General features: G+C 45.7%; 20 protein-coding genes and 1 pseudogene. 11 read left to right on the forward strand and 10 right to left on the reverse strand.

What is annotated here, in order from left to right; translation table 11 throughout:
• The first annotated feature begins 6 nt into the window (after positions 1-6).
• Genes Y697_RS00130 through Y697_RS00145 form a run of 4 tightly spaced genes read left to right on the forward strand, consistent with a single transcriptional unit; the run spans position 7 to position 3,628 of the window.
• A complete protein-coding gene (locus tag Y697_RS00130; RefSeq protein WP_183083668.1) occupies positions 7-894 on the forward strand; it encodes a carbohydrate ABC transporter permease in 888 nt (295 codons plus the stop codon).
• A gap of 4 nt (positions 895-898) precedes the next feature.
• Positions 899-1,732 carry a carbohydrate ABC transporter permease gene (locus Y697_RS00135; RefSeq protein ID WP_121549699.1) on the forward strand — a complete coding sequence of 278 codons (834 nt, stop codon included), beginning with the start codon at positions 899-901 and terminating at the stop codon, positions 1,730-1,732.
• The gene (locus Y697_RS00140) at positions 1,732-2,592 is read left to right on the forward strand and encodes an HAD family hydrolase (protein ID WP_121549700.1); all 861 of its coding nucleotides are present in this window, start codon (positions 1,732-1,734) and stop codon (positions 2,590-2,592) included. The genes Y697_RS00135 and Y697_RS00140 overlap by 1 nt, the downstream gene beginning before the upstream one ends.
• Before the next feature lie 16 nt (positions 2,593-2,608).
• Positions 2,609-3,628, forward strand: a complete 1,020-nt coding sequence (locus tag Y697_RS00145; protein ID WP_121549701.1) for an SIS domain-containing protein — start codon at positions 2,609-2,611, stop codon at positions 3,626-3,628.
• Between the two features lie 150 nt (positions 3,629-3,778).
• Here the strand turns inward: Y697_RS00145 and Y697_RS00150 are convergent, their stop codons facing one another.
• The 9 genes from Y697_RS00150 to Y697_RS00190 form a co-directional block, all read right to left on the reverse strand.
• Positions 3,779-4,624 (reverse strand): class II fructose-bisphosphate aldolase, encoded by an 846-nt coding sequence (locus tag Y697_RS00150; RefSeq protein WP_121549702.1) that lies wholly within the window; start codon positions 4,622-4,624, stop codon positions 3,779-3,781.
• Position 4,625: 1 nt separating this feature from the next.
• A complete protein-coding gene (locus tag Y697_RS00155; RefSeq protein WP_121549703.1) occupies positions 4,626-6,083 on the reverse strand; it encodes an L-fuculokinase in 1,458 nt (485 codons plus the stop codon).
• The gene (locus tag Y697_RS00160; protein ID WP_121549704.1) at positions 6,080-7,036 is read right to left on the reverse strand and encodes a 1-phosphofructokinase family hexose kinase; all 957 of its coding nucleotides are present in this window, start codon (positions 7,034-7,036) and stop codon (positions 6,080-6,082) included. The genes Y697_RS00155 and Y697_RS00160 overlap by 4 nt, the downstream gene beginning before the upstream one ends.
• A complete protein-coding gene (locus Y697_RS00165; RefSeq protein ID WP_121549705.1) occupies positions 7,020-7,988 on the reverse strand; it encodes a sugar-binding transcriptional regulator in 969 nt (322 codons plus the stop codon). The genes Y697_RS00160 and Y697_RS00165 overlap by 17 nt, the downstream gene beginning before the upstream one ends.
• 3 nt (positions 7,989-7,991) lie before the next feature.
• Entirely contained in the window at positions 7,992-8,828 is an 837-nt protein-coding gene (locus tag Y697_RS00170; protein WP_121549706.1) for a carbohydrate ABC transporter permease, read from the reverse strand.
• A complete protein-coding gene (locus Y697_RS00175) occupies positions 8,825-9,691 on the reverse strand; it encodes a carbohydrate ABC transporter permease (protein WP_121549707.1) in 867 nt (288 codons plus the stop codon). The genes Y697_RS00170 and Y697_RS00175 overlap by 4 nt, the downstream gene beginning before the upstream one ends.
• Positions 9,692-9,758: 67 nt before the next feature.
• Complete coding sequence (locus Y697_RS00180; RefSeq protein WP_121549708.1) at positions 9,759-11,000, reverse strand: sugar ABC transporter substrate-binding protein; 1,242 nt, start codon at positions 10,998-11,000, stop codon at positions 9,759-9,761.
• Positions 11,001-12,146: 1,146 nt separating this feature from the next.
• Positions 12,147-13,310: an iron-containing alcohol dehydrogenase gene (locus tag Y697_RS00185; protein ID WP_121549735.1), complete on the reverse strand. Its 1,164-nt coding sequence runs from the start codon at positions 13,308-13,310 to the stop codon at positions 12,147-12,149.
• Positions 13,311-13,314: 4 nt separating this feature from the next.
• On the reverse strand, positions 13,315-13,908 hold the full coding sequence (locus Y697_RS00190; protein WP_259462228.1) for a CoA pyrophosphatase: 594 nt from the start codon (positions 13,906-13,908) through the stop codon (positions 13,315-13,317).
• Positions 13,909-13,934: 26 nt separating this feature from the next.
• Here Y697_RS00190 and Y697_RS00195 point away from each other — a divergent pair, with 26 nt between their 5' ends.
• From Y697_RS00195 to Y697_RS00215, 5 genes and pseudogenes are all read left to right on the forward strand, one after another.
• The gene (locus Y697_RS00195; RefSeq protein WP_121549710.1) at positions 13,935-14,246 is read left to right on the forward strand and encodes a thioredoxin family protein; all 312 of its coding nucleotides are present in this window, start codon (positions 13,935-13,937) and stop codon (positions 14,244-14,246) included.
• 913 nt (positions 14,247-15,159) lie between these two features.
• A pseudogene (locus tag Y697_RS00200) lies at positions 15,160-15,321 on the forward strand (transposase); the annotation flags it as partial.
• Between the two features lie 661 nt (positions 15,322-15,982).
• The gene (locus Y697_RS00205; protein ID WP_121549711.1) at positions 15,983-18,139 is read left to right on the forward strand and encodes an aspartate kinase; all 2,157 of its coding nucleotides are present in this window, start codon (positions 15,983-15,985) and stop codon (positions 18,137-18,139) included.
• Positions 18,136-19,182 carry a threonine synthase gene (gene thrC / locus Y697_RS00210; RefSeq protein WP_014730071.1) on the forward strand — a complete coding sequence of 349 codons (1,047 nt, stop codon included), beginning with the start codon at positions 18,136-18,138 and terminating at the stop codon, positions 19,180-19,182. The genes Y697_RS00205 and thrC overlap by 4 nt, the downstream gene beginning before the upstream one ends.
• Complete coding sequence (locus Y697_RS00215; RefSeq protein WP_121549712.1) at positions 19,179-20,027, forward strand: homoserine kinase; 849 nt, start codon at positions 19,179-19,181, stop codon at positions 20,025-20,027. Before thrC ends, Y697_RS00215 begins: the two co-directional genes overlap by 4 nt.
• A 24-nt stretch (positions 20,028-20,051) precedes the next feature.
• Here the strand turns inward: Y697_RS00215 and Y697_RS00220 are convergent, their stop codons facing one another.
• Positions 20,052-21,479: an asparagine synthase-related protein gene (locus Y697_RS00220; protein WP_014730073.1), complete on the reverse strand. Its 1,428-nt coding sequence runs from the start codon at positions 21,477-21,479 to the stop codon at positions 20,052-20,054.
• Between the two features lie 284 nt (positions 21,480-21,763).
• On the opposite strand from Y697_RS00220, the gene Y697_RS00225 reads away from it, so the two are divergent.
• Both Y697_RS00225 and Y697_RS00230 read left to right on the forward strand, forming a co-directional pair.
• Entirely contained in the window at positions 21,764-22,843 is a 1,080-nt protein-coding gene (locus tag Y697_RS00225; RefSeq protein WP_121549713.1) for an NAD/NADP-dependent octopine/nopaline dehydrogenase family protein, read from the forward strand.
• 1 nt (position 22,844) lies between these two features.
• Complete coding sequence (locus Y697_RS00230; protein ID WP_121549714.1) at positions 22,845-24,443, forward strand: methionine synthase; 1,599 nt, start codon at positions 22,845-22,847, stop codon at positions 24,441-24,443.
• Positions 24,444-24,776: the final 333 nt, after the last annotated feature.

The following is a 24,776-nucleotide window of genomic DNA, read 5'->3' on the forward strand; positions in this document are numbered from 1 at the left end:
CTAGAAATGAGAATGACTAAGAGATGGAGAACCTACCTACTCGGATATTTGCTGATTCTTCCAAGCTTTTTGTTTCTGATAGTGTTTACATACTACCCGGTGGTCAGATCCGTTTGGCTGAGTCTCTTTCAGAAAGTGGCAGGAGGAGTTACAAAGTTTGTTGGGCTAGCAAACTACGAGTACACGTTAGGAAGTAGGCTTTTCAAGCAAGTCATTCTGAACAATCTTGTTTACTCCATTGGAAGTGTTATACCGGCAATCCTATTGGGCTTGCTGTTTGCGATTCTTCTAAACAAGAAACTAAGATTAAGAGGAGCTTTCAGATTTTCCATCTTTTACCCTACCATGATTCCTATTGCGGCAGCATCAATGGTATGGATCTTTCTTTTCAGCCAGTCATATGGGCTTTTGAACAAGGTACTTGATGTTCTTAATCTGCCATCGAATATTGATTGGCTCAATACCACTCCGTACGCAATGGTTTCAATAATAATAGTCTCCGTGTGGAAGTTCTCAGGTTACTACATGTTGCTCTTTCTCTCTGGATTGCAATCTATAGATGAAAGTCTGTATGAAGCGGCTGTGATTGAGGGAGCAAATCCGTGGCAGAAGTTCAGAAAAATCACCCTGCCCCTTCTTTCGCCTACAACTTTCTTTGTTACTCTAATGGCAATCATAAATTCCTTTCAATCAGTAGATCAGGTTTACGTGATGACAAGAGGCGGGCCCTATAACACCACAAATGTATTACTTTATTACATCTATCAAAATGGCTTTGTTTACTGGGATACGGGTGTGGCTAGCAGTGCCTCTGTTGTTCTGTTTTCGATATTGTTGATCTTCACCTTTGTATACTATTTTGGATTGCAGCACTTTGTTCATTATGAGAGGTGATTTGATGAAGCGAAGAAGGTTTCTCTCAAGTTCTCTTGTTTACATAATACTTATTGTGTTTTCGCTCATCATTTTGATGCCCCTCATTTGGATGACAACTACTGCATTCAAAACGAAGACAGAGATTTTTTCGATGCCCTTCAACCTTCTGCCTACGAAAGCGAATCTTGACAATTTCGCAAATGCTTGGTCTTATGCTCCCTTTACTAGTTACTACTTGAATACGGTAATCACGTCTTTCGGGCTTCTGGCTATCCAAATAGTCACAATAACAATGGCAGCGTATGCCTTTGCCAGATTACATTTCCCAGGCAGAGATTTTCTTTTCATTTTGTTCCTAACGCAACTAATGATTACACTGCAGAGTACGATTTTTCCCAATTATCTTACGATTAGTCAGATGGGTCTAATTGATACAAGATTAGGAGTTATGTTGCCATATTTTGCTTCAGCAATGGGCACTTTCTTGTTGAGACAGGCATTTAAGAGTGTACCAGAATCTCTTGAGGATGCTGGAAAGCTTGATGGATGCAACACATTCCAGTTAATTAGGCACGTTTTCCTTCCGATTGTGAGGCCAACACTGATTGCCTTTTCGATAATTAGTGTCACATATCACTGGAACGAATTTTTATGGCCTCTATTGGTAACAGAAACTTCCAGATCAAGGACACTGACAGTTGGGCTCACGATATTCGCTCAGCAGGCAGAAGGTGGAGCCGAATGGAGCTTGCTGATGGCTGCAACCTTGATTGTCGTTGGTCCTCTTCTGATAGCTTTCACAGTTTTCCAAAAGCTTTTTGTTCAAAGTTTTGCTAATTCGGGGATGAAAGGATAATGGTGTTTGGAGAGGCTATTTCAAAGCTGGAGAAAATTGTCGCAGTTTTTTCCGATATTGATGGAACTCTTTTGAACAGCAAAGAGGAACTAACTGAGGAGAATGTTTTTGCTCTGAGAGAGGCAGTGAAATCTGGAATTTATTTGGTGTTTGCCAGTGGTCGCTCCACAGTGTCTATCAGAAATGTTTTGCCTCAAGAGATAGAATCTAATAACATTATTGCTTTCAACGGTTCAGGAATAACTGTTGGAGGAAGATTGATTTCTAGGACAAAGCTAGATCCATTAGTTGCATCTTCTATCACGAGGAAGGCATTTGACAATTCTATCCATATTCACGCCTATATTGATGATAGACTGGTTTTCTCGGAAATTAATAATACAGCTGCGGATTATGCCTTGCATGCAGGATTAGAACCTGTAGTAGTACATGAACTCGCTGAGTATCTGAAGACTCATGCTCCTACAAAGCTAGTGATTATTTCAGCCACTGAAGAGATTCCTATGGTTAGAGATGGTTTTGCTCGTGACTTTCCACTTATCAGATTCACACGGGCGGGTGATATCTACCTGGATGTAACTTCGCCTGCTGTTGACAAAGGCAAAGCACTTGCTATTGTATGCAAGGAGCTCGGTATTTCACCCAAAGAAGCAGTTGCTTTCGGCGACAGTGATAACGATATTGAGATGCTTAAGTCTGCGGGAGTTTCTGTAGCCATGGCTAATGGTTCATGGGAAGCCAAGAAAGTAGCCACACTAATCGGACCTTCAAATGATGAAAACGGTTTTGCCAGAGTTTTGATGGATCTACTTCAGCGTCAAATTGGGAGAACCGAAACCTATAGGCCTACGCTTGATTAAGATAGGAGGAAATGAATTGATTACGATAAATGAAGTCCGTGAGCAACCCAAGATACTTGCTGAAGTTGCCAAGAACTATGAAGAAATCGTTCGAAGGACTAGGGAGATCATTCAGAAAGCCAATATAAGTCAGATTGACTTTGTCGGTTGTGGTAGTTCATATTACCTTTCAATGGGTCTGTCTATGCAAGCAAGGCGAATGTCTGGTGGTAAAGTCAAATCAAGATTGTTGAGCGGTTCAGAGGTTATGCTTGGGCTTGCTGATGTTGTTCCAGGATCTGTTGTTGTGGGTATTTCCCGTTCAGGCGAATCTTCCGAAACGGTTGCGGCAATTAAAGCGGCAAACATGGGAGGCGCCCTAACCGTTGCTGTAACGTGTTCTGAAGAAAGTTCGATCTCTCGTTTCGCAAGTGTCAGTCTTGAAATTGGCTTTGTTAAGGAAGAAGCAATTGTCATGACTAAGTCTTTTACGTCAATGTCTTTTCTAATGTCAGCTCTCTGTAGAGATCTCTTTACTCATGAGCTTCTCGATAGATATTTGGAAGTAATTCCATCGATATCTCAAGAGATTATTGCTAATGCGAATTTTGAACTTGAGCTCATTAAAGCAGGAACTTTCACTCATTATGCATTCCTTGGTTATGATGAGTATTTTGCTGCCTGTATGGAAGGCGTGATAAAGGTTACAGAGATTTCTCTCTCAGACGTTGATTGTTATCAGACACTTGAGTTTAGACATGGACCAAAATCAAAGATTGGCCAACAATCTCTTGCGGTCGTGTCAACAAATCCTAAGGCTTATGATCAAGAGTTGAAAGTTGCTCATGACATCATGAGACTGGGAGGTACAGTACTCTATATTCACTCAGGCACGAGTAGAAATGAGCACTCGATCTCAACCGGTTATCCCCAAAAAGACTTCGGAGATTGGTTCCTTAGAGCTATGCCTTTTCAGTTAATAGGAATCAAAAGGGCCTTAATAAAAGGCGTTGATCCTGATTCGCCGAATAATCTCACAAGAGTCGTCGAAATCTAGAACCGTCTTCGTTTTTAGAACGGCAGACCGCCTCGTTTATTGTAATTTTAATCAGTTTTATGTTAAGTCCCTACACTTTCGGTAGAGCCATATGCCAAATGATATCAATTCTATATCCTGTCTATCTTCAGTGAGACGTTTAGTCAGAAATCAGACTCTATTACCGCTTCCAAGAAGTTCTATTTTCTCTTTTACTGTCTCCTTGACTCTTAGAACAGCTAATTTTAGTAGTTTCAGCTGATCGTTTAGGCTTGGGTCATTCTGTAGGACTTCTCTAATACCCTCAGTAAAAACGGTCTTCAGTCTTGTACCGATATTTATCTTGGAGAACCCAGTTGTGGCTATGTACTTGAGGTCGTTGTCAGAGACCCCGCTGGAACCATGAAGTACAAGTGGTACGGGTGAGACTTCAGATACCGCGTCAACCAGATCCAAATGAATTTTAGCTTCTTGCTTCTGCATTCCGTGTGCAGTGCCTACGGCTACGGCAAGCGCGTCGACGTCGGTTGCCTCACAGAACATAACTACATCTGAAGGATCGGTAAGTATCTCAACGGCCGATTCTCCTTCTTCACCCTTTGCCACTCTTCCCAATTCGGCTTCAACCGATACACCGAAAGCTCTTGCAACCTTGACTGCAATCTTGCTGTTGGCAATGTTTTCTTCAACGGGCAACATGGAGCCGTCGTACATAACTGAAGTGAACCCTGCGTGGATAGACTTGAATATCAGTTCAAGACTGCTGGCGTGGTCTAGATGTGCAACGACCGGTATATCGACCCTGTCAGCCAAGTCTTTAACTAGAGCCGCTGCGAGCGTCGGCCCCCAGTGTTTTATACAGGTTCCAGCGGCCATGAGTATAACCGGTGATCTTGCTTCCTGCGCTGCTTCTACAATCGCAACGAGGTCCTCGTAGAGATGAAAGTTGAAACCAGGCACGGCATATTTTTTTGCTTGCGCATCCTTAAGAACATCTGTAAGCGATACTAACGGCATATTATCCCTCCTGAATGTCTATCTTTTTGCTTCTTTCTATTGCCAGATACTCTTTCGCGTTCTTCTCATAGATCTCTTTCAGCGTTTCACCTAGCTGTTTGTCCGGATGAATCTCTTCCAGTTCGAGAAGGGTTACGCATTTTTCAATAACCTCATCGGCCCCAACACCATGAGCCGCGGCAAAAGCTCCACCCAGAGCGGTCAATTCGCTTGTAGGCAGGACCCAGATCTCTCTTCCGAGCAGTGAAGCCTTGTATTTCATAAGCAGATTATTGAGACTCCCTCCTCCTCCACTGATTATTGGCAGCTCTTTTTTCGTAATCATCTCAATGTTATTCACGATTCGCTTGCTGATTGAGGAAAGGTATATGTAAGCAGATTGCATCAGCTGCTCTTTGTTCAAAGGAATAGGCATTTCAAGGAGTGTTATTCCCTGCAGTCCTTCATTAACAATAAGATCGCCATTCACAAGGAAGAGCGGCCTTGAATTCACATGGCTAAGCCTTTCTATTTCCCTGTTCAGTCTCTCGTATCCTTCCTTCGTGGCATCAGTCTGGGTTAGATCCATTAGAGATTGCAGCAGTTTCCCGTAGTATCTAACATTGCTCTCGATGTAGTACTGATGATCCTTGTATGCTATTCCTACCGTTCCCCCCGGCATAAATGGGCCGGCGAAATTCAGCGATTCGGCGGTACCGGAAACAACGGCGGCAATTACGGAGGCTGAACCCATTGAATCAAAGAGAAATTCCTTGCCACCCGCAAATGCCTGTGCAGCGTAAAGTCCTGTGATATGATCATGGCCTGCACTTACAAGAGGAACTCCGGATTTAGTGTGTCCAACCTGTTCTCCGGTATATTTGAGTTCGCCCATTGTTTCTTCGCTTTCTCCGATGTACTTGACTAATGATGAGTTCCATTTGCGAGAGTGTATGTTGACCATGAAGGATCTGCACGCCTGGCTCATATCCCAGGCTGGTTCGCCCCCCAGTGAGTAAGCAAGATAAGAAGATACTGGCAGCCAGTTCTCGACTTCTTCTGGTTTAAAGGCTTCCTTCTGAAGGAGTATCTTGTAGAGCGAGAAGGTGTAACTATTCTCAACCCCCGTTATTCTGTAAGCAGCCAGACTGTCAACTGATTCTCTGTGACTTTCCCATAGGCGGTAAGTTGATCTGTCGTACCACATCACGGGTTTTGTCAGGACCTCTCTCTGCCTAACCGGGATAACCGTCTCTCCAAAACTAGAAAAGGCTATCGCCGCAAGAGAATGAAGTTTGCCAACCTTTTCGATTACACTCTTGACGTATGATCTGGTAAGTTCTAGATCTAGAAACTCGACTCCCCCCTCTTTATTTTTCGGAGTCGGCGAATGTAGCACTTTCAAGATCCTTCCATCTTCTCCAAGAACCAGACACTTGATGTTCGTCGTTCCAACGTCTATTCCAAGGAAGACATTCATAGCACCACTTCCGTAACAATTACGTCGCCGATTACCTTTTGTACATCGGAGTATTCGAAAATCGCGGCTCCATAATGCATAGTATTCGCGGCGCCGCAAGCGGCAGCAATCTTCAGTGCCTCTCTCTTTGACATCTTCGACTCTTGACCGTAAATAAGCCCGGCAAAGAAAGAGTCGCCCGAACCAACTGAGAAGTCAGAAAAGACTTTAATTGATCTCGCATGAAGCTTTTCACTCTCCGATAACCATACACTGCCCATTTTCCCATTCGTGATTATTAGATCCGTGATCGAATAGTCCCTTCTGAAATCATCCATTGACTTGAAATCGTCTTTATTGATTCCAAAGGCAACCTTCAGTTCATCCGCGTTGATTTTTAGGAGTTCCGGTGAAGCTGTCACGATCTTAGACAACCAGGAACCGGCGATGTCCACTTTCAAACTGCAACCGGCCTCTCTGGCAATTCTAACAAGTTGAAGAAGGGAACCGTTCTCGAAACCTCTCGGGGCGCTGCCCGAGATTACGAGGTTCATACCCGGTCTGACATGGTCATTAAAAAACTCCATAAAACCCTCTATCTCATTTGGCTTTATAAGAGGTCCAGGTTCGTTTATCATAAGCATTTTGTTTTCGTACTCGTAAACCAGGGCAGTGTTAATCCTGTTTGAATCTTCTATCCAGAAGTTTTCGGTCACTATTCCCAGATGATTACACTCTTTTTCAATTATCGTTCCAACCTGTCCGCCAAGTATGTTTATGCAGAAATACTCACTGTGTCCGAGAACCTTGGAAAGCACTCTCGCAATATTGAGTCCCTTACCGTCCACGAGTGTTACTACTTCGTCTCCTCGTACTACGTTCGGGATCTTTGTAGGATTCTTGAGAATAACCCAGTGATCATAACAAGGATTTAAATTAAGGATACAAGTATCGATGTTATTGCCCTCCTTCATCGTAAACTATGTATTCTTTCACAAATTTTGCTGTAAATTCATCTGTTATAAGAACATCTGCAAAGCCACCTCTAAGCATTCCCACAAGACCGTCCACTTTGTGGTGACCAGCAGCGACAATGACTCTTTCACCTGCATTCATGTATTGCTCAAAGCTAAGGTTAATACACTTGTTGAGAATGTTTTTCTCAAATCTTTTGCCGTTTATATCAAAGTAGTGAGTCAGTACGTCTCCTACGACATCGTTCTTCTCGAGCTCGTCCGCATAGCTCACTTCGAGCAAATTCTCCCTGAACAGGGGTGATCGCGCGATGGAGTATCCAACACTGCAGATGATAATATCCAGTGAGTTCCATAGTTTCTGGATGTTCATGTACTCCAGAGATTGCTTTGTGTTCTCCAGCTGGTGGGCATTTTCGAATATGAAGGGTAAATACATTGGAACGGCCTTTCCCGATAGTCGAGTGGCGAAATTCTGGACTATGTGGTTTATATTAAACCTCTTATCGGCAAGTCTTGCGGTACCCCCTGATAGAGGAATAAGTTGCCAGTCCGGTCTTTCAAGTTTCTCAATCGATTCTGCTACTGTGAAGACTGTGTTGCCCCATCCAAGCCCTATATTCATAGGCTTTTCAGGTAGTGTTTTTAAGTATTTATGAACCTCCCTTGAAAGGGCTTTCAAGACTGTCTTTTCGTTTCTCGCTCCTCTGGCGATGAACATCTTCTTCAGATCATATTTCTCCCTGAAAAAATCTTCGTATTCCTTTCTAACGGATGTTTTTACTGAAGGCTGTTCAACTTCAATATGAACGATTCCTCTTTCTTGCGCCATCTTGAGGTACTTGCTAATCTGTACTCTCGAAACGCCGTACTTATTAGCAATATCCTTCTGTAGCATTCCTTTAACGTAGTAGTCGGTCGCAACCTCGAAGAGCAGTTCATCGCTAATCATCTCTTACTCCTTCACAGATCCGCTTACCAGTCCAGCTATAAAGAACTTCTGTAAGATCATGAATATTATAAGTGGTGGAATCGTCGCTAGTATCGATCCCGCAAAGAGCGGACCCCACCTAGTCTGATACTGACCCACGAAAAGCTGAAGGAACGTCGGGATTGTCTGCTTTGCCTTGGATGTCAGAATGGACATTGAGTACATGAGTTCACTCCATGAAAACAAGAAGGCATAGACGCCTACGGCTGCTATCCCTGGAAGCGTGATCGGCAGAATAACCTTTCTGAACGCCTGACCAAAGGTGCAGCCGTCTATTCGCGCAGCTTCTTCCAGCGATTTTGGTATTGATAAGAAGAAGGTTCTCATGAACATAATGGAAATTGGCGTTGTGAATGGTAAGTAAGATAGGATTAGGCCGAAATATGTATTCAGAATTCCAACATTGTTGAGCGTCTTAAAAATCGGCAAAAGGAACACTACGACAGGAAGCATCTGAAATACCAGAACTCCCGTGAGTAGCGGCCTTTTGAATCTGAATTCGTATCTGGCAAACGCATAAGCCGGGAACAATCCAATAAGTATAGAGAAGAACATTGTCCCGGTTCCTACGATAACACTGTTCTTGAAATAAGACCAGAAATTCATGTCGGCTATCTTGTCAAAGTGCTCTCTCGTTGGTTCGAATATGAAATATTTAATTGGATAGGCATAGATATCAGGATAGGTTTTTATTGCAGTTAGGATAAGCCACACAAAGGGGAAGGCTATCACTACTGAGAGGAATATTAGCAGAGAATAGGTAATTGACCTCTTAACCTTTTTCTTTGTACTTCTCTTCATCTCGCTTCCTCCTTTGCAATGTTTCTCAGGAAAACGAACGCGATAGCGAATATTGCAATGAACAGGATATTTGAAAGTGCGGCGGCTTTATTGAACTCCAGGAACCTGAATCCAAGTTTGTAGATATAGGTAACTACAGTCTCTGTGCCGTATCCCGGTCCACCTCCCGTCATGATATAGATCAGCGGGAAGTAGTTGATCGTCCAGATCACAGTAAGCATAAGAGTTGTCATAATAACCGGCTTAAGCTGGGGAATAGTTATCCTCCAGAATCTTTTGATAGAGTTGGCGCCGTCGATTTCTGCAGCTTCATAAAGATCGGGGGGTATTGTCTGAAGACCAGCTAGGAAAAACATTCCAGAAAGACAAAAGCCTTTCCATATGTTTGCAATTATTACCGAGATCATAGCCATATTTTCAGTAGCGAGCCAGGGTATGTAATCATTTATCATATTCAATTTAACCAGAATATCATTGAGTACACCGTACATGTCGTTGTACATCCACTTCCACATCACACCGGCCACAATGTCCAGCGTTGCCCAGGGAAGTATGAGAATGATGCTTCTGAATAATATCTGCCCTTTTGTCGATTCATTAAGAAGCAGAGCAACGAGCAAGCCCAAAAGCAACTGCCCAAGTACACTTCCTATTACCCAGAAGACGGTGTTAATCATTGATCTTCCGACAACAGGGTCAGTGAATACACTGGTGTAGTTCTGAAGTGTGAAGGTACCCTCTTCTGTTGTGAAACTGCTGTATATGTTCGAGCCTATTAGATAAACGAAGAGCAAGACTACTATCAAGAGATAGGGCAGTACCATTTTGAAGGCTGTCTTCTCTTCTCTTACAAGTTTTTTCATCTGTTTTCAACCCTTTCGTCAGGGATTGTTAAAAGGGCGGGCTCTTGCCCGCCCCATGGAAAGTTTATCACTTAGCCAGTATTGCGTTTACGTTTGTTTCAGCAGTCTTCATCGCTTCTTCAGGTGTGGCTTTTCCAAGAAGTACGTCCTGAATCATGATCTGAATCTGCTCAGAAACCTGAGGATATTCGGGAATTGGAGGTCTTGAGACCGCGTGTGGGAAAGTCTCAAAAATAACCTTCCACTTCGGGTCCTGAAGAACTGGCGCGTCAAAACAAACGTCCTGTCTGGAAGGCATTGGACCGCCTTTAGCTTCGATCCAGGTCATCCAAGTCTCGTAGCTCGTCAGGTACTTAGCGAGCTCCCATGCATTATCCTTGTTTTCACTTGCAGATGGGATAACCAGTGCCCAACCGCCGAGAACACTTGCGGGCGTTGCTCCGTAAGGGTGAAGGGAAACCGTGTAGTTCCCAACTATGTCGGGATTGGCTGTCTCAATCAGCGGGAACGACCAGGGCCCGCCAACAGCCATTGCAACTCTGTTCTGAGCCATCATGTTTCTGTAGTCATCTTCGTTGTAGGTAACTGCATTCGGACTTACAGCATAAGTAAGCGCGAGATCGGTATAGAACTCAAGAGCTCTGAGCCCCTCAGGAGTGTTGAAGGCAGCCGCTGAGTAATCATCCGTCAAAAGCTGACCACCAGCACCGTAAAGGAAGATTATGTAAGCAAGAGTTGTATGCTCTGTCTTGGTACCACTGACTCCATAACCGAAAACTCTCTTGCTAGCATCTGTGAGCTTCATAGCCTGGTAGACCAGTTCTTCCCATGTTGCCGGCGGGTCATTCCTGTCAAGTCCGGCCTGATCGAACATCGTCTGATTGTAAAGAAGAAGTCGGCAATCTGTATACCACGGAAGACCGTATCTTTCACCGTTGTGCAGAACCGTCGGCCACAAATTCGGCCAGATTTCCTCAGTTCCGTCCCAGGAGTCAAGAAGGGTTCCCATTGGTTCTAACCAGCCCTTTTCTGCAAATGTTGGAACCCATCCACCAAGGTCGGCGAATGCGAGATCAGGACCCTGACCTGCCTGTAGTGCCGTCAGAAGTTTGTCGTAGTAAATGTCGAAGCCAAACAGTTGAACCTCTACCTTAAGCCCAGTTTTTTCTTCGAACTCCTTCACAATCATGTCCCAGGTTTCATCCAGCTCAGCAACTTGTCCGCCGATCCAGATATTGATTACCTGTGATACTCCTGTGAAAGCTAATACTACTAGCATCAAGAATACCAATAGCGTAGATTTTCGCATGCAAGAACCTCCCTTTTTTGTATTCAGTTACATATGTAACTTACTTATGTAACTATTTAATTCTACAATTTGGTTACTCTGAAACCAATTCGATTCTGGAGTAATCTAGAACGACTAGATGCAATTAACATTGACTAAGAGAAATAAACGCATTCTTATTGATGAAATTGTTAGTATTAGTTCTTCTCAACGAAATGTTTTGTGGTAGTGTTTTCAAAATGGCAGTAACCTGAATCAGATCGATCATTATGCTTCTAGAATAATGATTAGAAAGTAGATTTGCTCATAATTCTTGAAGGAGCTTGAAACGATAATACCGGAAATTTCGATTCTGACTAAGGCAAAAGAAAAACAAATCAGATACTAAAACGAGTATTCAAAGTCGGTTCAAAGCGACTCTATCAAGACCTATCAACTTAATTATTGGCGGTTATAAAAACAGCCGGAGATTCCACTATTTGATAGAAATGTTGGATCTGTGAAAAGTTGAGAATACAAACCCGGGACTTAAGAACCAGTGGTATCTGCAGCGAGTTTTCGAGAAACAAGTTCGAAGCCCAGATCCCGGATCAAGTCCGGGATGACAGTCCTTTCCGTCATTCTTGCATAATTCTGGCTAGAATTTGGTTCGTTCAACTATTGAAGAGGACGATCTTTATCCTTGGGAAGATTGATCCTTAATAGCGGGCGTGCCGCCGCACGCCCCTACATCCGTTTGGATCGAATCTATTCGCACATGCAACTCACAACTGGAACTTGCAACCGTTCTTTTCTGAGAACGGAGAACCTTTCAACGGTCAGCCGTTTCTCTTGCTCTTACGAACCCGCTACCTGCTACCACGTACCACGGTTTCTCAAAAACCCAGATCCCGAAACAACAAGTTCGGGATGACAATCTTTCGCGTCATTCTGGCATGCTTCTGGCCAGAATTTGGTTCGTTCAACTATTGAAGAGGACGATCTTTATCCTTGGGAAGATTGATCCTTAATAGCGGGCGTGCCGCCGCACGCCCCGTCAACTTGATTATCATTCTAACTGGTTTTCCAAGGTTTCCTAACTCTAAATCCCACAATCTGGTTCAGCTTTCCAGCTGGGGATCTTCTTCTCTTTTGAACAAATGGATAACGTTTTACGTTCGAGTAATTTCACTTCGCCAGTTCGTAGATCTTCTTTACATTATCCTTGTAAAGCTTCACGAACTGACCCAGAGGGCCGTCTTCAGTTGCCTTCTTGGCCATCTCGTCAAACTTGTCGTCTAGAATTCCGGCCTCTGTTAGGGTAACGGGAATGCCGAGGCTCGCGAAGAATTCCTTCAGCCTTTTGATTCCCTCAAGAGCAGCCTTTTCAGGATTACGGAAGTTCGGTTCGACGTCCCACACCCTGTAAGCGAACTGGGCGAAGCGCTCAATGTCATGCTTGTAGACGTATGTCATCCATGGAGCCCACATAATAGCCAGGCCCCCGCCGTGAGCTATGTCATATATCGCGCTGAGTTCATGCTCAATGCCGTGGGTAGCCCAATCTCCTATTCTTCCCGTACTAAGCAAGTCGTTATGCGCTATGGTTCCGGCCCACATGATTTCGGCTCTCGCATCGTAATTTTCGGGCTCTCTTAGAGCTATTGGAGTGTTCCTGATCATCGTTCTAAGTGTAGCTTCGCAGAGTCTGTCCGTGAAATCTACGTTCTTGACATTTGTGAAGTACCTTTCCATTACATGGGACATTATGTCCACTGCCCCGACTGCCGTCTGGTAATTAGGCAGCGTAAATGTCAGTTCGGGATTCATTATTGCGAATTTTGCCCTCATATTTACGCTGTTGGTTGCTCTTTTGTACCAGCCGTCTTCATTTGTAATAACCGATCCGCCGCTTGATTCGCTTCCGGCCGCCGGTATAGTCAGCACTACGCCGAGCGGGAGCATCTCTTCCACTTTCTTGCCTTTTGAGTAGAAATCCCAGACATCACCTTCATAGGGGACGCCAATTCCAATAGCCTTAGCCGAGTCGATAACACTTCCTCCGCCCACAGCGAGGATTGCGTCTATCCCGTTCTTTCGGCATAGTTCAATGCCTTCCTTTACAAGTGAGAGTCTGGGGTTCGGTTTGACTCCGCCCAGCTCGAAGATCTCCACTCCTGATTCTTTCAAGCTTTTGACTACACGATCGTACAGGCCAGTCTTCTTTATGCTTCCTCCACCGTAGTGAAGGAGTACTTTCTTACCGTACCTGGAGATCTCTTGACCAACCTGTTTTTCAGTGTCTCTTCCGAAAACTATCTTTGTTGCATTGTGAAATGTGAAATCTAGCATCAAATCACTCCTCTCTTATATGTATTACTTCATCATCATTAAGACAGTCGGAATTCCCGTTGCCGCGATTTTCAATAATTTCAATTATCCTTTCAATAGATGCTTCAATTATTCTGGCCGTTGCGCCCCATACTACGAAACCAGGAAAGCGGTATCTGATGGTCTTCTTTCCATTCGGCATAATAATTGTCTCTGGGGAGGTAAGGCTAAGAGCCTTTAGCGAAAGAAAGATCACATCCTCAACTTCTCTCCTGTCTAGTTTGAACTCAAGTTTGTCAATGAATCCAGCGAATGAGGTAATTACTTTTCCGGATGTGACTGTAGTGTTTACGTTCAGCGGGCAGACTTCTTCAAGAGAAGACGGAGAGGCACCAATTTCCTCTCTCATTTCCCTTATCGCGCACTCTAGAAGAGTTTCATCGTCTTCAATATGACCCCCAGGAAAGCTGACCTGCCCAGGATGGCTTATTCTTGTTGATCTTCGAGTCAAAAGCAGATAGTATTCCCCGCGGATCTCCACAATGGGTACAAAAACTGCCGTATCTTGATTCTTCTGTTGCAAGACTCCACCTCGCATAAATTCTACTATTATTATCAATTATAATGCTTTTAGGAGGCGATGAAGTGAAGGAAGTAACTCTGGCAGAATTGAGGGGAGTCATCGGAAAGGTTCTTATTGACTTCTTCAGTCCCGGCTGCGGCGTCTGTACAGCGATTGAAACAAAACTTGATGAAGTTGAAGACACTTTTGTTTCCTGGAAATTCTACAAGATAAATACCGTCGAGAATCCTGCGGTTGCTTCAGAACACTCTGTCTTTACAGTCCCGACGATTATCGTGCAGGTCGATGGCAGGGAACAGAAGAGATGGTGCAGATACTTCTCTCTCGAAGAAGTTTTGGACTACCTTCGTGAAATTGATGAGACAGAGAGTTAGTATTTCGGAAGCCAGTCTGCTGTCGCAGGCCAGCCAGGCTTTGCCTGGCCAGTCTCGCTGAGTCGAGGTCAGTTCCCATTGAGATAAGACGCAATGCCACCTTCGGCAGGAGGCGTTTTCACCTTCTCCGTCAACGGTCCCCCGCCCTTCGAGAAGGTAGCACAGTAGCATTTTGAGTAGTTTATGAGTCGGCTGATTTTCTTCGCCAGCCCCGATAATCAAGACCCTAGACCCGGTATCAATTCCGCCATTCTGAGCTCATTTCAGAATCTAGATTTGCTATCTGAAACAACTACATACCGTCTGAACCTTAGAAAGAACTCTGTTTCTTCGATAAGAGCAGTCAAGAAAGAGCATTGTCGAGAGGTTCGCTGCGCTCGCGAGAAGACGAGAGTTATAATCACTGACTGTCAACCGTCCACCGTTCTCCGACAAAAGCGTAAAGAGCGGGTTATAAGAAGCGAATTAGCAAGAACGGGTTATCAAAACCGGGTTATGAAAACCTAATAGGGTTGATTTGCGCAAAGGCAGATTTGCTTCGGGAAGACGCAGTGAGGGACTTACAATAGACTGCTACCAGATGACAATTCCAGACGATTATTCAGTTCTTTTGTAGTGGCAAACGGCTGTTCGCCCAAAAGAGAACCGTGCAAAAGGAGGGACCTCACATACGGAGAACCGGGTCTGGTTTTTTCGGTTCTAACGGAATAGACGGTGACATACGGTCAGGAACTCGTCAGTCCACTATTCGAAATGCTATGGGATGATAATTCCAGACGATTATGCAGTTCTTTTGTAGGGGCGAACGGCTGTTCGCCCGCGATAGCTTGACAAAATGTTCGCATCGCGGCAATGTTTGTTGGGAGCCATGGTTGATGGCAGAGTAATCTTGAGTAGCATTGGCAAAATCGTTTATGAACATGTCATCCGCAATGAGAAAGAACTGAATCGAATTCGTGAGTACATTGAGAATAACCCCTTGAGATGGCAGATAGACAGAGAGAATCCCGACAGAAAGACAAGTCAGGTTCTTTCAACAATTGAAGAGGACGATCTCTATCCTTGGGAAGATTGATCCTTAATAGCGGGCGTGCCGCCGCACGCCCCTACATCCGTTTGGATCGAAATTATTTGCAATGCAACTCACAACTTGGAACTTGCAACCGTTATTTTCTGAGAACGGAGAACCTTTCAACGGTCAACCAGTTTCTCTTGTTCTTACGAACCGCTACCCGCTACCACCGGCCACGGTTTTTCATAAGCCCAAATCCTGAACAGGAGCACTTCAGGATGACTTGATGAGTTGGTTCTGATCAGATTGCTTCAATTTGCCTTCTTCTGCGTTTCTTCTTTTTACAACTGACAACTGCAACTTGGAACTAATTTTTTGCTTTTTCCAACCACCAACCCGCTACCCCCAACCCCGGTTTCTCGAAGCCCAGATCCTGAACAGGAGCACTTCAGGATGACAAAATGAGTTGGTTCCTTGGGAAGACTGATCCTTAATAGCGGGCGTGCAGCCGCACGCCCCTACATCCGTTTGGATCGAATTCATTCGCACATGCAACTCACAACTGGAACTTGCAACCGTTATTTTCTGAGAACGGAGAACCTTTCAACTGTCAACCAGTTTTTCTTGTTCTTACGAACCACTAACCGCTACCCCCGACAACGTCTTTACGGTGTATACTTTTGATTGTTAGTGGCTTCATTGCTTCAGGAGGGGGTGCAACAATATGAGAATCGGGATTGCCGGACTTGGCACTGTCGGGTCCTGTGTCTATGCAATTCTTAAAGACAAGGGAGATGAGATCGAGAAGAGATCTGGGAGAAAGTGTATCGTATCCAAGGTAATAACCAGGACTCATAGCAAGTACGAAAAACTGGGTATCCCATCCGATCTGGTCGCTGAGGATTTTGAAGATCTTATTATCAATAGCGACATAGTTGTAGAAACGATTGGCGGGAGCGAAGCCGCAAGAAAGCTTGTAAAGCAGTCTCTCGAGCTGAATAGAACGGTCGTGACGGCCAACAAAATGCTGATTTCGGAATTCGGTAACGAATTCACAAACAGCTCTCCGATAAAGAGCCTATTCTTCGAAGCGGCCGTCGGCGGGGGTATTCCTATCATCTCTCTTCTCGAGGACTATCTCATCTTTCATGGGATCAAACGTATTCGGGGTATTCTGAATGGCACAACGAATTTCATACTTTCCGAGATGCAGAAGGGAATGGACTACGCTTCGGCTCTGAAGATTGCTCAGGAAAAGGGTTATGCGGAAGCCGATCCAACGAGCGATGTGAAGGGCTACGATGCCGCTTATAAGCTGTCGGTGCTCACCGGCGTCAAAACGGGCGTCTTCCCCGGTATTTCCACGATTGAAACAAAGGGCATCGAAGGAATAGATAAAAGCGATCTTGAGAGAGCAGCAACCGCAGGGAAAAAGCTCAAATTGATCGGGACAATTGATTTCGAAAGAGAGGTAGCTTCAGTTCAGCCGCAGGAGATTGAAAGGAATGATCCTCTTTGGAGCGTAGATGGGGTTGAAAACGCCATAGAGGTCGAGACGGATCTCTCGGGAAGATTTATTCTCAGGGGAGAGGGGGCGGGAGCTCAACCAACTGCAACGGCGATCATTTCAGACATTCTCAGGGCATCGAGATACGCAGAGAAGCAGAGTAACTCAGTTGTGATAATGAAATTTGGTGGAACCTCAGTCGACTCGGCAGAGAAAATAAAGGATGTTGCGGAGAGGGTACAGAAAAAGGTCCTTAGTGGTGTCAAGCCTGTGATAGTTGTGTCGGCTATGGGTGTTGAGACAGACAAGCTTCATGAACTCGCGAAAGAGATATCCAGCAAACCGAACGGTAGAGAGATGGACATGCTTCTGGCAACAGGAGAGCAGAAGTCCATTGCCCTTGTTGCAATGGCGATTCAGGTGCTCGGGATGAAATCGATTTCACTTTCGGGCAATCAGGCGAGAATTCAGACCGATTCGAATTTTTCGAATGCAAGAATCGTCGGAATAGACGCCGATCTTATAAACAGATACCTATCAAACGGGTACGTTCCAGTTGTGGCCGGCTTCCAGGGATCCACCTACACCGGCGAGATTACGACTCTTGGCAGAGGAGGCTCGGATCTTACGGCCGTTGTGTTGGCCAAAGCGCTGGGATCACAACTCTGCGAGATTTACAAGGATGTAGACGGTGTCTATTCGGCCGATCCTAGGATAGTTCAGAAGGCCAGACCGATCAAAGAGATTTCATGGGAAGAGATGATAGAGCTTTCAAAGCAGGGTGCTCAGGTGCTTCAAAGCAGAGCATCTGAATTTGCCAGAAAGTACGATATTAAAGTGCTTGTGAAAAACGCACACTCGAATGCTAGAGGCACGCTAATATGGAGGGGATCGAAAGTGGAACAGCCTATTGTTAGAGCAGTAACTTCTGATGACGAGATTGTGAAAGTAGTTCTGCAAGAAGTTCCTGATAGACCGGGAATAGCTGCGAGAGTTCTGAAAACTCTTGCAGAGCAGAACGTGAATATTGACATGATAATACAGAGCATGAGGAGCGGGGAGTTTAACACAATGGCCTTCACTATACACGGGAGCGATCTCTCAAAGCTGAAACAGGATATCCTTAAGACAAGAAGCGAGGCCAAAGAAATAACTGTGGAAAGTTCAATCGCAAAGCTTTCTATTGTCGGAGTCAACTTGACTGCTACTCCGGCAATCGCTGCGACTCTCTTTGAGACTCTTGCCAATGAAGGAATCAATATCGATATGATCAGCGCCAGCAACAGCAGAATATCGGTTGTTATCGACAGCAATATGGTTCATCTGGCGGTAAACGCTATCCACAGTGCTTTCAGCTTGGAGGAGATTGTATGAGAGGTGTAATAGAGACCTATGAGAAGTACCTGCCTGTAACGCAGAAGACCCCGAGAGTCTCACTCCTTGAAGGTGATACTCCTCTAATACATCTGGAAAAGGCGAGCAAGAAGTTCGGTTTAAATGTTTATGCGAAGTACGAAGGAGCTAATCCTACTGGATCATTCAAAGACAGGGGAATGGTCCTCGCGATAGCCAAAGCGATAGAAGAGGGCTCAAAGGCTGTTATTTGTGCCTCCACTGGAAACACTTCGGCCTCTGCAGCCGCTTACTCTGCAAGGACCGGTTTGAAGTCGATAATCTTGATTCCGGAGGGAAAGATCGCTCTAGGCAAGCTTGCTCAGGCGATGATCTATGGCGCAAAGGTAATTCAGATAGATGGGAATTTCGATGAGTGCCTTGAACTAGCGAAGAGTATATCGGAGAATTACCCCGTTACTCTCGTTAACAGTCTCAACCCTTACAGGCTTGAGGGGCAGAAAACGGCTGCCTTCGAAATAGTAGACGTTCTGGGAAGGGCTCCCGATTATCACTTCATACCGGTAGGAAATGCCGGTAATATTACTGCCTACTGGATGGGGTATCGAGAGTATCACGAAAGTGGTCTTTCAGACGGCCTGCCCAAGATGATGGGCTTCCAGGCCGAAGGGGCAGCACCGATAGTATATGACAGAGTCTTCGATAACCCCGAGACGATAGCTACCGCGATAAGAATTGGTAACCCTGCGAGTTGGAAGAAAGCAGTTGCTGCAAGAGACGAATCGGAAGGAGTGATCGAGGCTTTGACCGACGAAGAAATCCTCGAGGCGCAGAGACTTCTTGCGGCTTCTGAAGGTGTCTTCTGTGAGCCGGCTTCTGCAGCTTCTTTCGGCGGGTTTCTGAGAAAAGCCGAAGAGGGTCTGTTCTGTTCAAGTGATCTCGTTGTCTGTACCCTGACAGGTAATGGACTTAAAGATCCCGACGCCGTTCTCAAGTCCGTAGATAAGCCCATCGTAGTAGAGAACAGTCTGGATGCTGTCCTGAAAGAGGCGGGCCTGAAATGAGGCTGAGGGCACCGGCCACAACGGCAAATATGGGAAGCGGATTCGATGTTGTCGGTATGGCTTTGAAGCTCCATAATGTCGTGCAATTTGAGAAGGCAGATAGGTTGAAAGTCTTGTGCATAGGAAGATATGGTCAGGAGATCGAGAACTCCGAAGGACTATTCGAAAAGGCGATAAAGGGATTCGAGAAAGTTACTGGCAAAGCCGTTCCTGGCGTTCAGATAATCCAGGAGTGCAATATTCCACCGGCACGCGGCCTGGGTTCAAGTGCCGCAGCGATAGCCTCAGCTCTGTTTATTGCGAACATCGTGACCGGCGGGAGTATTCCCATGAAGACACTTCTCCAGATCGGAACGGAGATTGAAGGTCATCCCGACAACATCGTTCCCTGTATGCTTGGAGGGCTTGTGGTTTCCTACTATGACGGCGAAACACTTGATTATGAGAAATTCGAAATGACTGATCAAAGGCTGACATTTCTTGTGCCCGAATTCAAGCTTTCCACCGGTGAGATGAGAAAGGCGCTTCCTGAATCGGTTCCCTTCAGGGACGCGATAAACAACCTGAAGAATGTTTCTCAGTTCATTTCGAAAGTCGCCAAAGGCAATCTGATCGAAGCCTTCAGATATACTCACGACAGTATCCACCAGATCTACAGAATAAACAGCGACCCCAGAATGAAAGAGCTGATTAGCTGCATTGAAGGAAGGAACACGAATTACTGGTTTGTGAGCGGTTCTGGCTCGTCGGTCTGCTGCAATCTCGAAGATGTCGCAGGGCTTCCTTACCTGGAAGCCGTAATAAGAACGTCTCCCGCGAACGAGCCATTCATTATCGAATTATGAGCTTTCCAAAAACAACTGCAATAATCAGCTTCTATAAACTGTTTTCGCGGCGCATCCGGAAGGGAACAAGTCGTCGAAGATTCGGTAATAAAGAAGTTCTTCCTTCGACCTAATTCCTTTCTCTCGCCTTTCAGTCTCGAATTCGGAATCGCTTATTTTCTCTTCAGCATATTCCTTCATTAGGTGCGATGAGCCTGAGCCGACGCTGAACTTACTCTTTTTTCGCCATACGACACTTTTGGGAAGTTCGCTCTCGAATGCCTTCCTGAGAATCCACTTCTCGGTCTTCTCAGGCCCGTGGATTTTCCAATCGACGGGAATTGAGAATGCGAGATTCACAACTGAAGGGTCCATGAACGGAACGTCGAACTCGATCCCAAATGCTAGGGACATCCTGTCATTGCGCTGAAAGCCCGAACGATAACCGTTTCTCGTTATCCGCAAAGATTCTTCATCTATAGATTCTGAAGATGGTAGTTCTTTCATATACTCGTAACCGGCAAAGAGTTCGTCTGCGCCTTCTCCCATGAAGACGAAGGAACTACCTTCTTCTGCAGCCATTTTCGCCACAATGTAGTTTGGAATTGCACTCCTTACTAAGGGAGGATCGAACGACTCAAGGTGGTAGATGACTTCCGGTAGAGTCCTAAGCATCTCTTTGAAATCATAAGTATATTCACTGTGGTCTGTCCCGAGATACTCGGAGACTTCCCTGGCGAATTTTGGGTCTTTTCCATCCCCGCTTCCAACGGTGAATGTTCTAAGCGATCCATTAAGAGAACTCGCCACAGCCGCTATACAGCTGCTATCGAGCCCACCGCTAAGAAATACGATAGGGTCTGAGTTGATCGAAGAGATTCTATTCTCGATGGCCTCTCCAAGAGATGTTCGAAGCAGCTCCGTTGCTTCATACTCATTTCTCATGACGGGTTCCTCCGTAAGCAGGTCTTCAAGAGAAGAATATCTCTCAAAGCCCACGAGAGAGGAATAATAATGACCCGGCGGGAAGATTTTTACTTCGTTGCAGAAGGGCGCCAGAGCCTTCATTTCTGATGTGCATACTATGTATCCATTGATATAGCCGTAGTACAGAGGCTTTAGACCCAGAGGGTCACGGGCGATAAGAGTCTCTTTGTCTGTATAAATTGCAAAGGCGAATGAACCGTCCAGCTCCTTCAGAAACCCCCTGCCACTTTCCTTATACAATTTCATTATCTTCTCTGGCCAAGCTGTGTCCGGATGATTCCTGAGAAAACCGTCGAAGACAACGTACTCGCCATCTCCTTCGAAAATGCTCATTTTGCTGTCGAAGGCCCGGCTGACAACTGCGCCCATGCCTATCTTCTGTCCTGTTTCCAGAACTGTTGTTCTGCTCCCTCTATGTCCAAGGAGAGACAGTGAGGACTTTGCCATTTCTCTTGTGCCTCCATAGAAGACAGCAATTCCGCTCATTCTGAATACCTCCATCCTTTTTCATCGTGAAGTCGGATTTGAACCAATTTGATTAAATCCTCAGATTCCTCATTAAACTATTATAACATGGTGCCAAATCTCCAAACTTAACTTCTGCAGCCAATTTTGTGCATTCGTTGCATATCGCGCGAGACATCGCCTTCACTTAGTTCACAAAGAAGATTCTTGTATAATCGGAATACGAACTGAAGTTTCAGCTTTAAAACTAGTTGCTTCCGTGTTATTTTTTTCTTTTCTAGACAGGGGATTGAGGAGGTGGTTCTATGAAGATAGCAGTAGTCGGTGCAGGCAATGGTGGGCAGGCTCTTTCGGCAGTTCTTGCGATGAGAGGGCACGATGTCTCGCTTTATAACAGGAGCCAGAAGAGGATCTCACCTATAATGACTGACCGCAAGATCAGGGTTGAAGGCGAGTCGAGTGGCAAAGCTAAATTGAGATACGTTGGAACGGATATGAAGAAGGCAGTAGATGGTGTGGAGGCAATCATGGTGGTTGTGCCTGCCTTTGCTCATGCTCAGATTGCCGGCGAACTGGCCGATTGCGTTACGGAAGGGCAAATCATAGTTCTTAATCCGGGCCGCACAGGAGGGGCGCTGGAGTTTGACAAGATATTCAGGGAGAAGGGAGCTAGAGAGAAAGTGGTAATTGCCGAGGCCCAAACGTTCGTCTTTGCTTCACGTATTTCCGGCCCGGGGATGGTAAGAATATTCAGAATCAAGAATGCAGTTCCTGTTTCCGTACTTCCTTCAAAGGACAACGAGGCAATTCTACCGATAATCAACGAGATAATGCCAGAGTTCACACTTGCAAAGAACGTGCTGTACACGAGTTTCAACAATATTGGTGCCGTCTTTCATCCCGGCGCAATATTGATGAACGCGGGTTGGATAGAGACGAAGCACGGAGATTTCCAGTTCTACCTCGAAGGTATAAGCCCCTCTGTTGCAAGAGTTTTGGAGGAGCTCGACAAAGAACGTTGCGAAGTCACGAGCAAACTGGGCGTCGTTGCAATGGGTGCCAGAGAGTGGCTTGATTACGCGTATGACGTCAAAGGTGACGATCTCTATACGGCCATTCACAGCAATGAGGGCTACCGAGGGATCATGGCCCCGATAAGCATAGAGAACAGATACATAATGGAAGATGTTCCTATGAGCCTGGTTCCTATGAGCTGCTTTGGGAGGAAACTTGGAGTGGAGACAAGAATAATCGATTCGGTAATAAACATAGCTGGAGCAGTAATTGGAAGGGACTTCTGGAAAGAAGGTCGAACACTGGAGAACCTCGGTATAGACAGACTATCTGTAGAAGATCTACTCAAGTACGTCGAGGAAGGGAGCTAAGATGAAGATCTTAGCGGGAGCAATCGGAAGCGACATTCATACAGCAGGCATTCTGAATTTCCTTAATCTCGCCGGTAAAGAAGGCTACGAGACTATATACATTGGAAGCGTGATAGGTATAGACAAACTGTTGGATAGCATAGAAGAGGCTTCTCCGGACATCGTTGCGGTGAGCTACAGGCTGGGAAAAGAGTCTTGCGAAGGTCTTCTCAGGGAGCTTAAGATGTCGCTGGAGAACAGGGGTATTGAGAAAAGATTGATTTTCGGCGGAACGGTTGAGACCGCGGAAATAGCAAAGAGGAGCGGTCTTTTCGAGAAGGTCTTCGATGGTAGCGAAATGCCGGAAGAAGTCGTTATGTTCCTCAGGGGCAGGACCGATGCAAAAGGAGAGGTTGATTACCCTCAGACACTTCTCGAAAGGATAACTGCTAAGAAGCCCTATCCGTTGATAAGGCATCATATAGGCTTGGAGACCGTTGAAGCAACGGAAGGGGCAGTAAGGAATCTCGCTGAATCCGGCTTACTAGACATTATCTCGTTAGCGCCGGATCAGAACTGCCAGCAATGGTTCTTCCAGCAGGAGAACATGATCTCTTCTGAAGACGGTGCTGGCGGCGCTCCCTTCAGAACGAGAGAGGATTTTGAAAGAATGTATAAGGCTAGCCGGATAGGTAACTACCCCTTGATGCGCTGTTACTCAGGAACGAGAGATCTTCTCAAGTTCTCGCTTCTTTTCAAAGAAACAATAAACAACGCTTGGACTGCAGTTCCTCTGACCTGGTACTCGCAGCTTGACGGCAGGTCGGATCGTGAATTGCTCGAAGCGATAAGAGACAATCAGGGAGCGATCGCGTGGAACGGAGGAAGTGGAATCCCGGTAGAGATAAACGAGGCTCATCAGTGGGCGTTAAGATACTGCCATGCTTCGATAGAAGTGACTACAGCGTATCTAGCAGCCCTCTCCGCCAAGCGGCTCGGCGTAAAAGTGTACGTTGCACAATACATGTTTAACACGCCGCCGGGAATCTCTCCAAGAATGGATCTGGCAAAGGCGCTTGCAAAAAAAGAGTTGATCGAATCCTTGAAGGATGAGAACTTCACACCGGTTACGATGGTAAGGCCAGGATTGATGTCTCTTCCAGCCGACCCGGATATGGCTAGGGGCCAGCTCGTTTCATCTGTGTACACTGCCATGAAAATGGACCCGGAGATCGTTCATGTCGTTGCATACTGCGAGGCGACAAGAAGAGCCTCCGATGTGGAAATAATAGAAAGCGTCAAGATGGCTAAACAGGCAATAAACGAGGCAATCAAAGGACTTCCCGACTTCAAGCAGGATAAAGTGATTCAAGATCACAAGGAATACCTAAAGAGTGAATCTGCTACGATCATAGAGGCAATGGAGAAGATCAAAACAGGTGAACTCACGTCGCCCGAGACTATTTACGCGGCTATCAAACTGGGCATCCTCGATGCTCCGGGTTTGAGCAAGATGTCAGTCGCCAAAGGGGCAGTTCGAACGGCCATTATCGATGGACAGTCGTGCGCAGTCGACGAGGAAGGGAAACGGATAGATGAGAAGGAAAGACTCTCACTGTAAGCCAGTCTGCTAACGTGGGCCAGTTCCGACTACTTCGGGCAGAAAAGAGGGTGAATCGAGAAAGAGCATGTCGAGACGCTCGCGAGAAGACGAGAGTTATAATCACTGACTGTCAACCGTCAGCATCGGGAAGATGCAGTGAGGGACTTACGATAAACCGCTACCAGATGAAAGTCCTAGACGATTGTGCAGTACTTTTGTAGGGGCGAACGGCTGTTCGCCCGAAAGAGAACCGTGCAAAAGGAGGGACCTCACATACGGAGAACCGGGTCTGGGGTTGTCGGTTCTAGCGGAATAGACGGTGACATACGGTTGGGAACTCGTCAGTCCACT

Origin of the sequence: Mesotoga sp. BH458_6_3_2_1, assembly GCF_003664995.1 — a bacterium.
Classification (GTDB): domain Bacteria; phylum Thermotogota; class Thermotogae; order Petrotogales; family Kosmotogaceae; genus Mesotoga.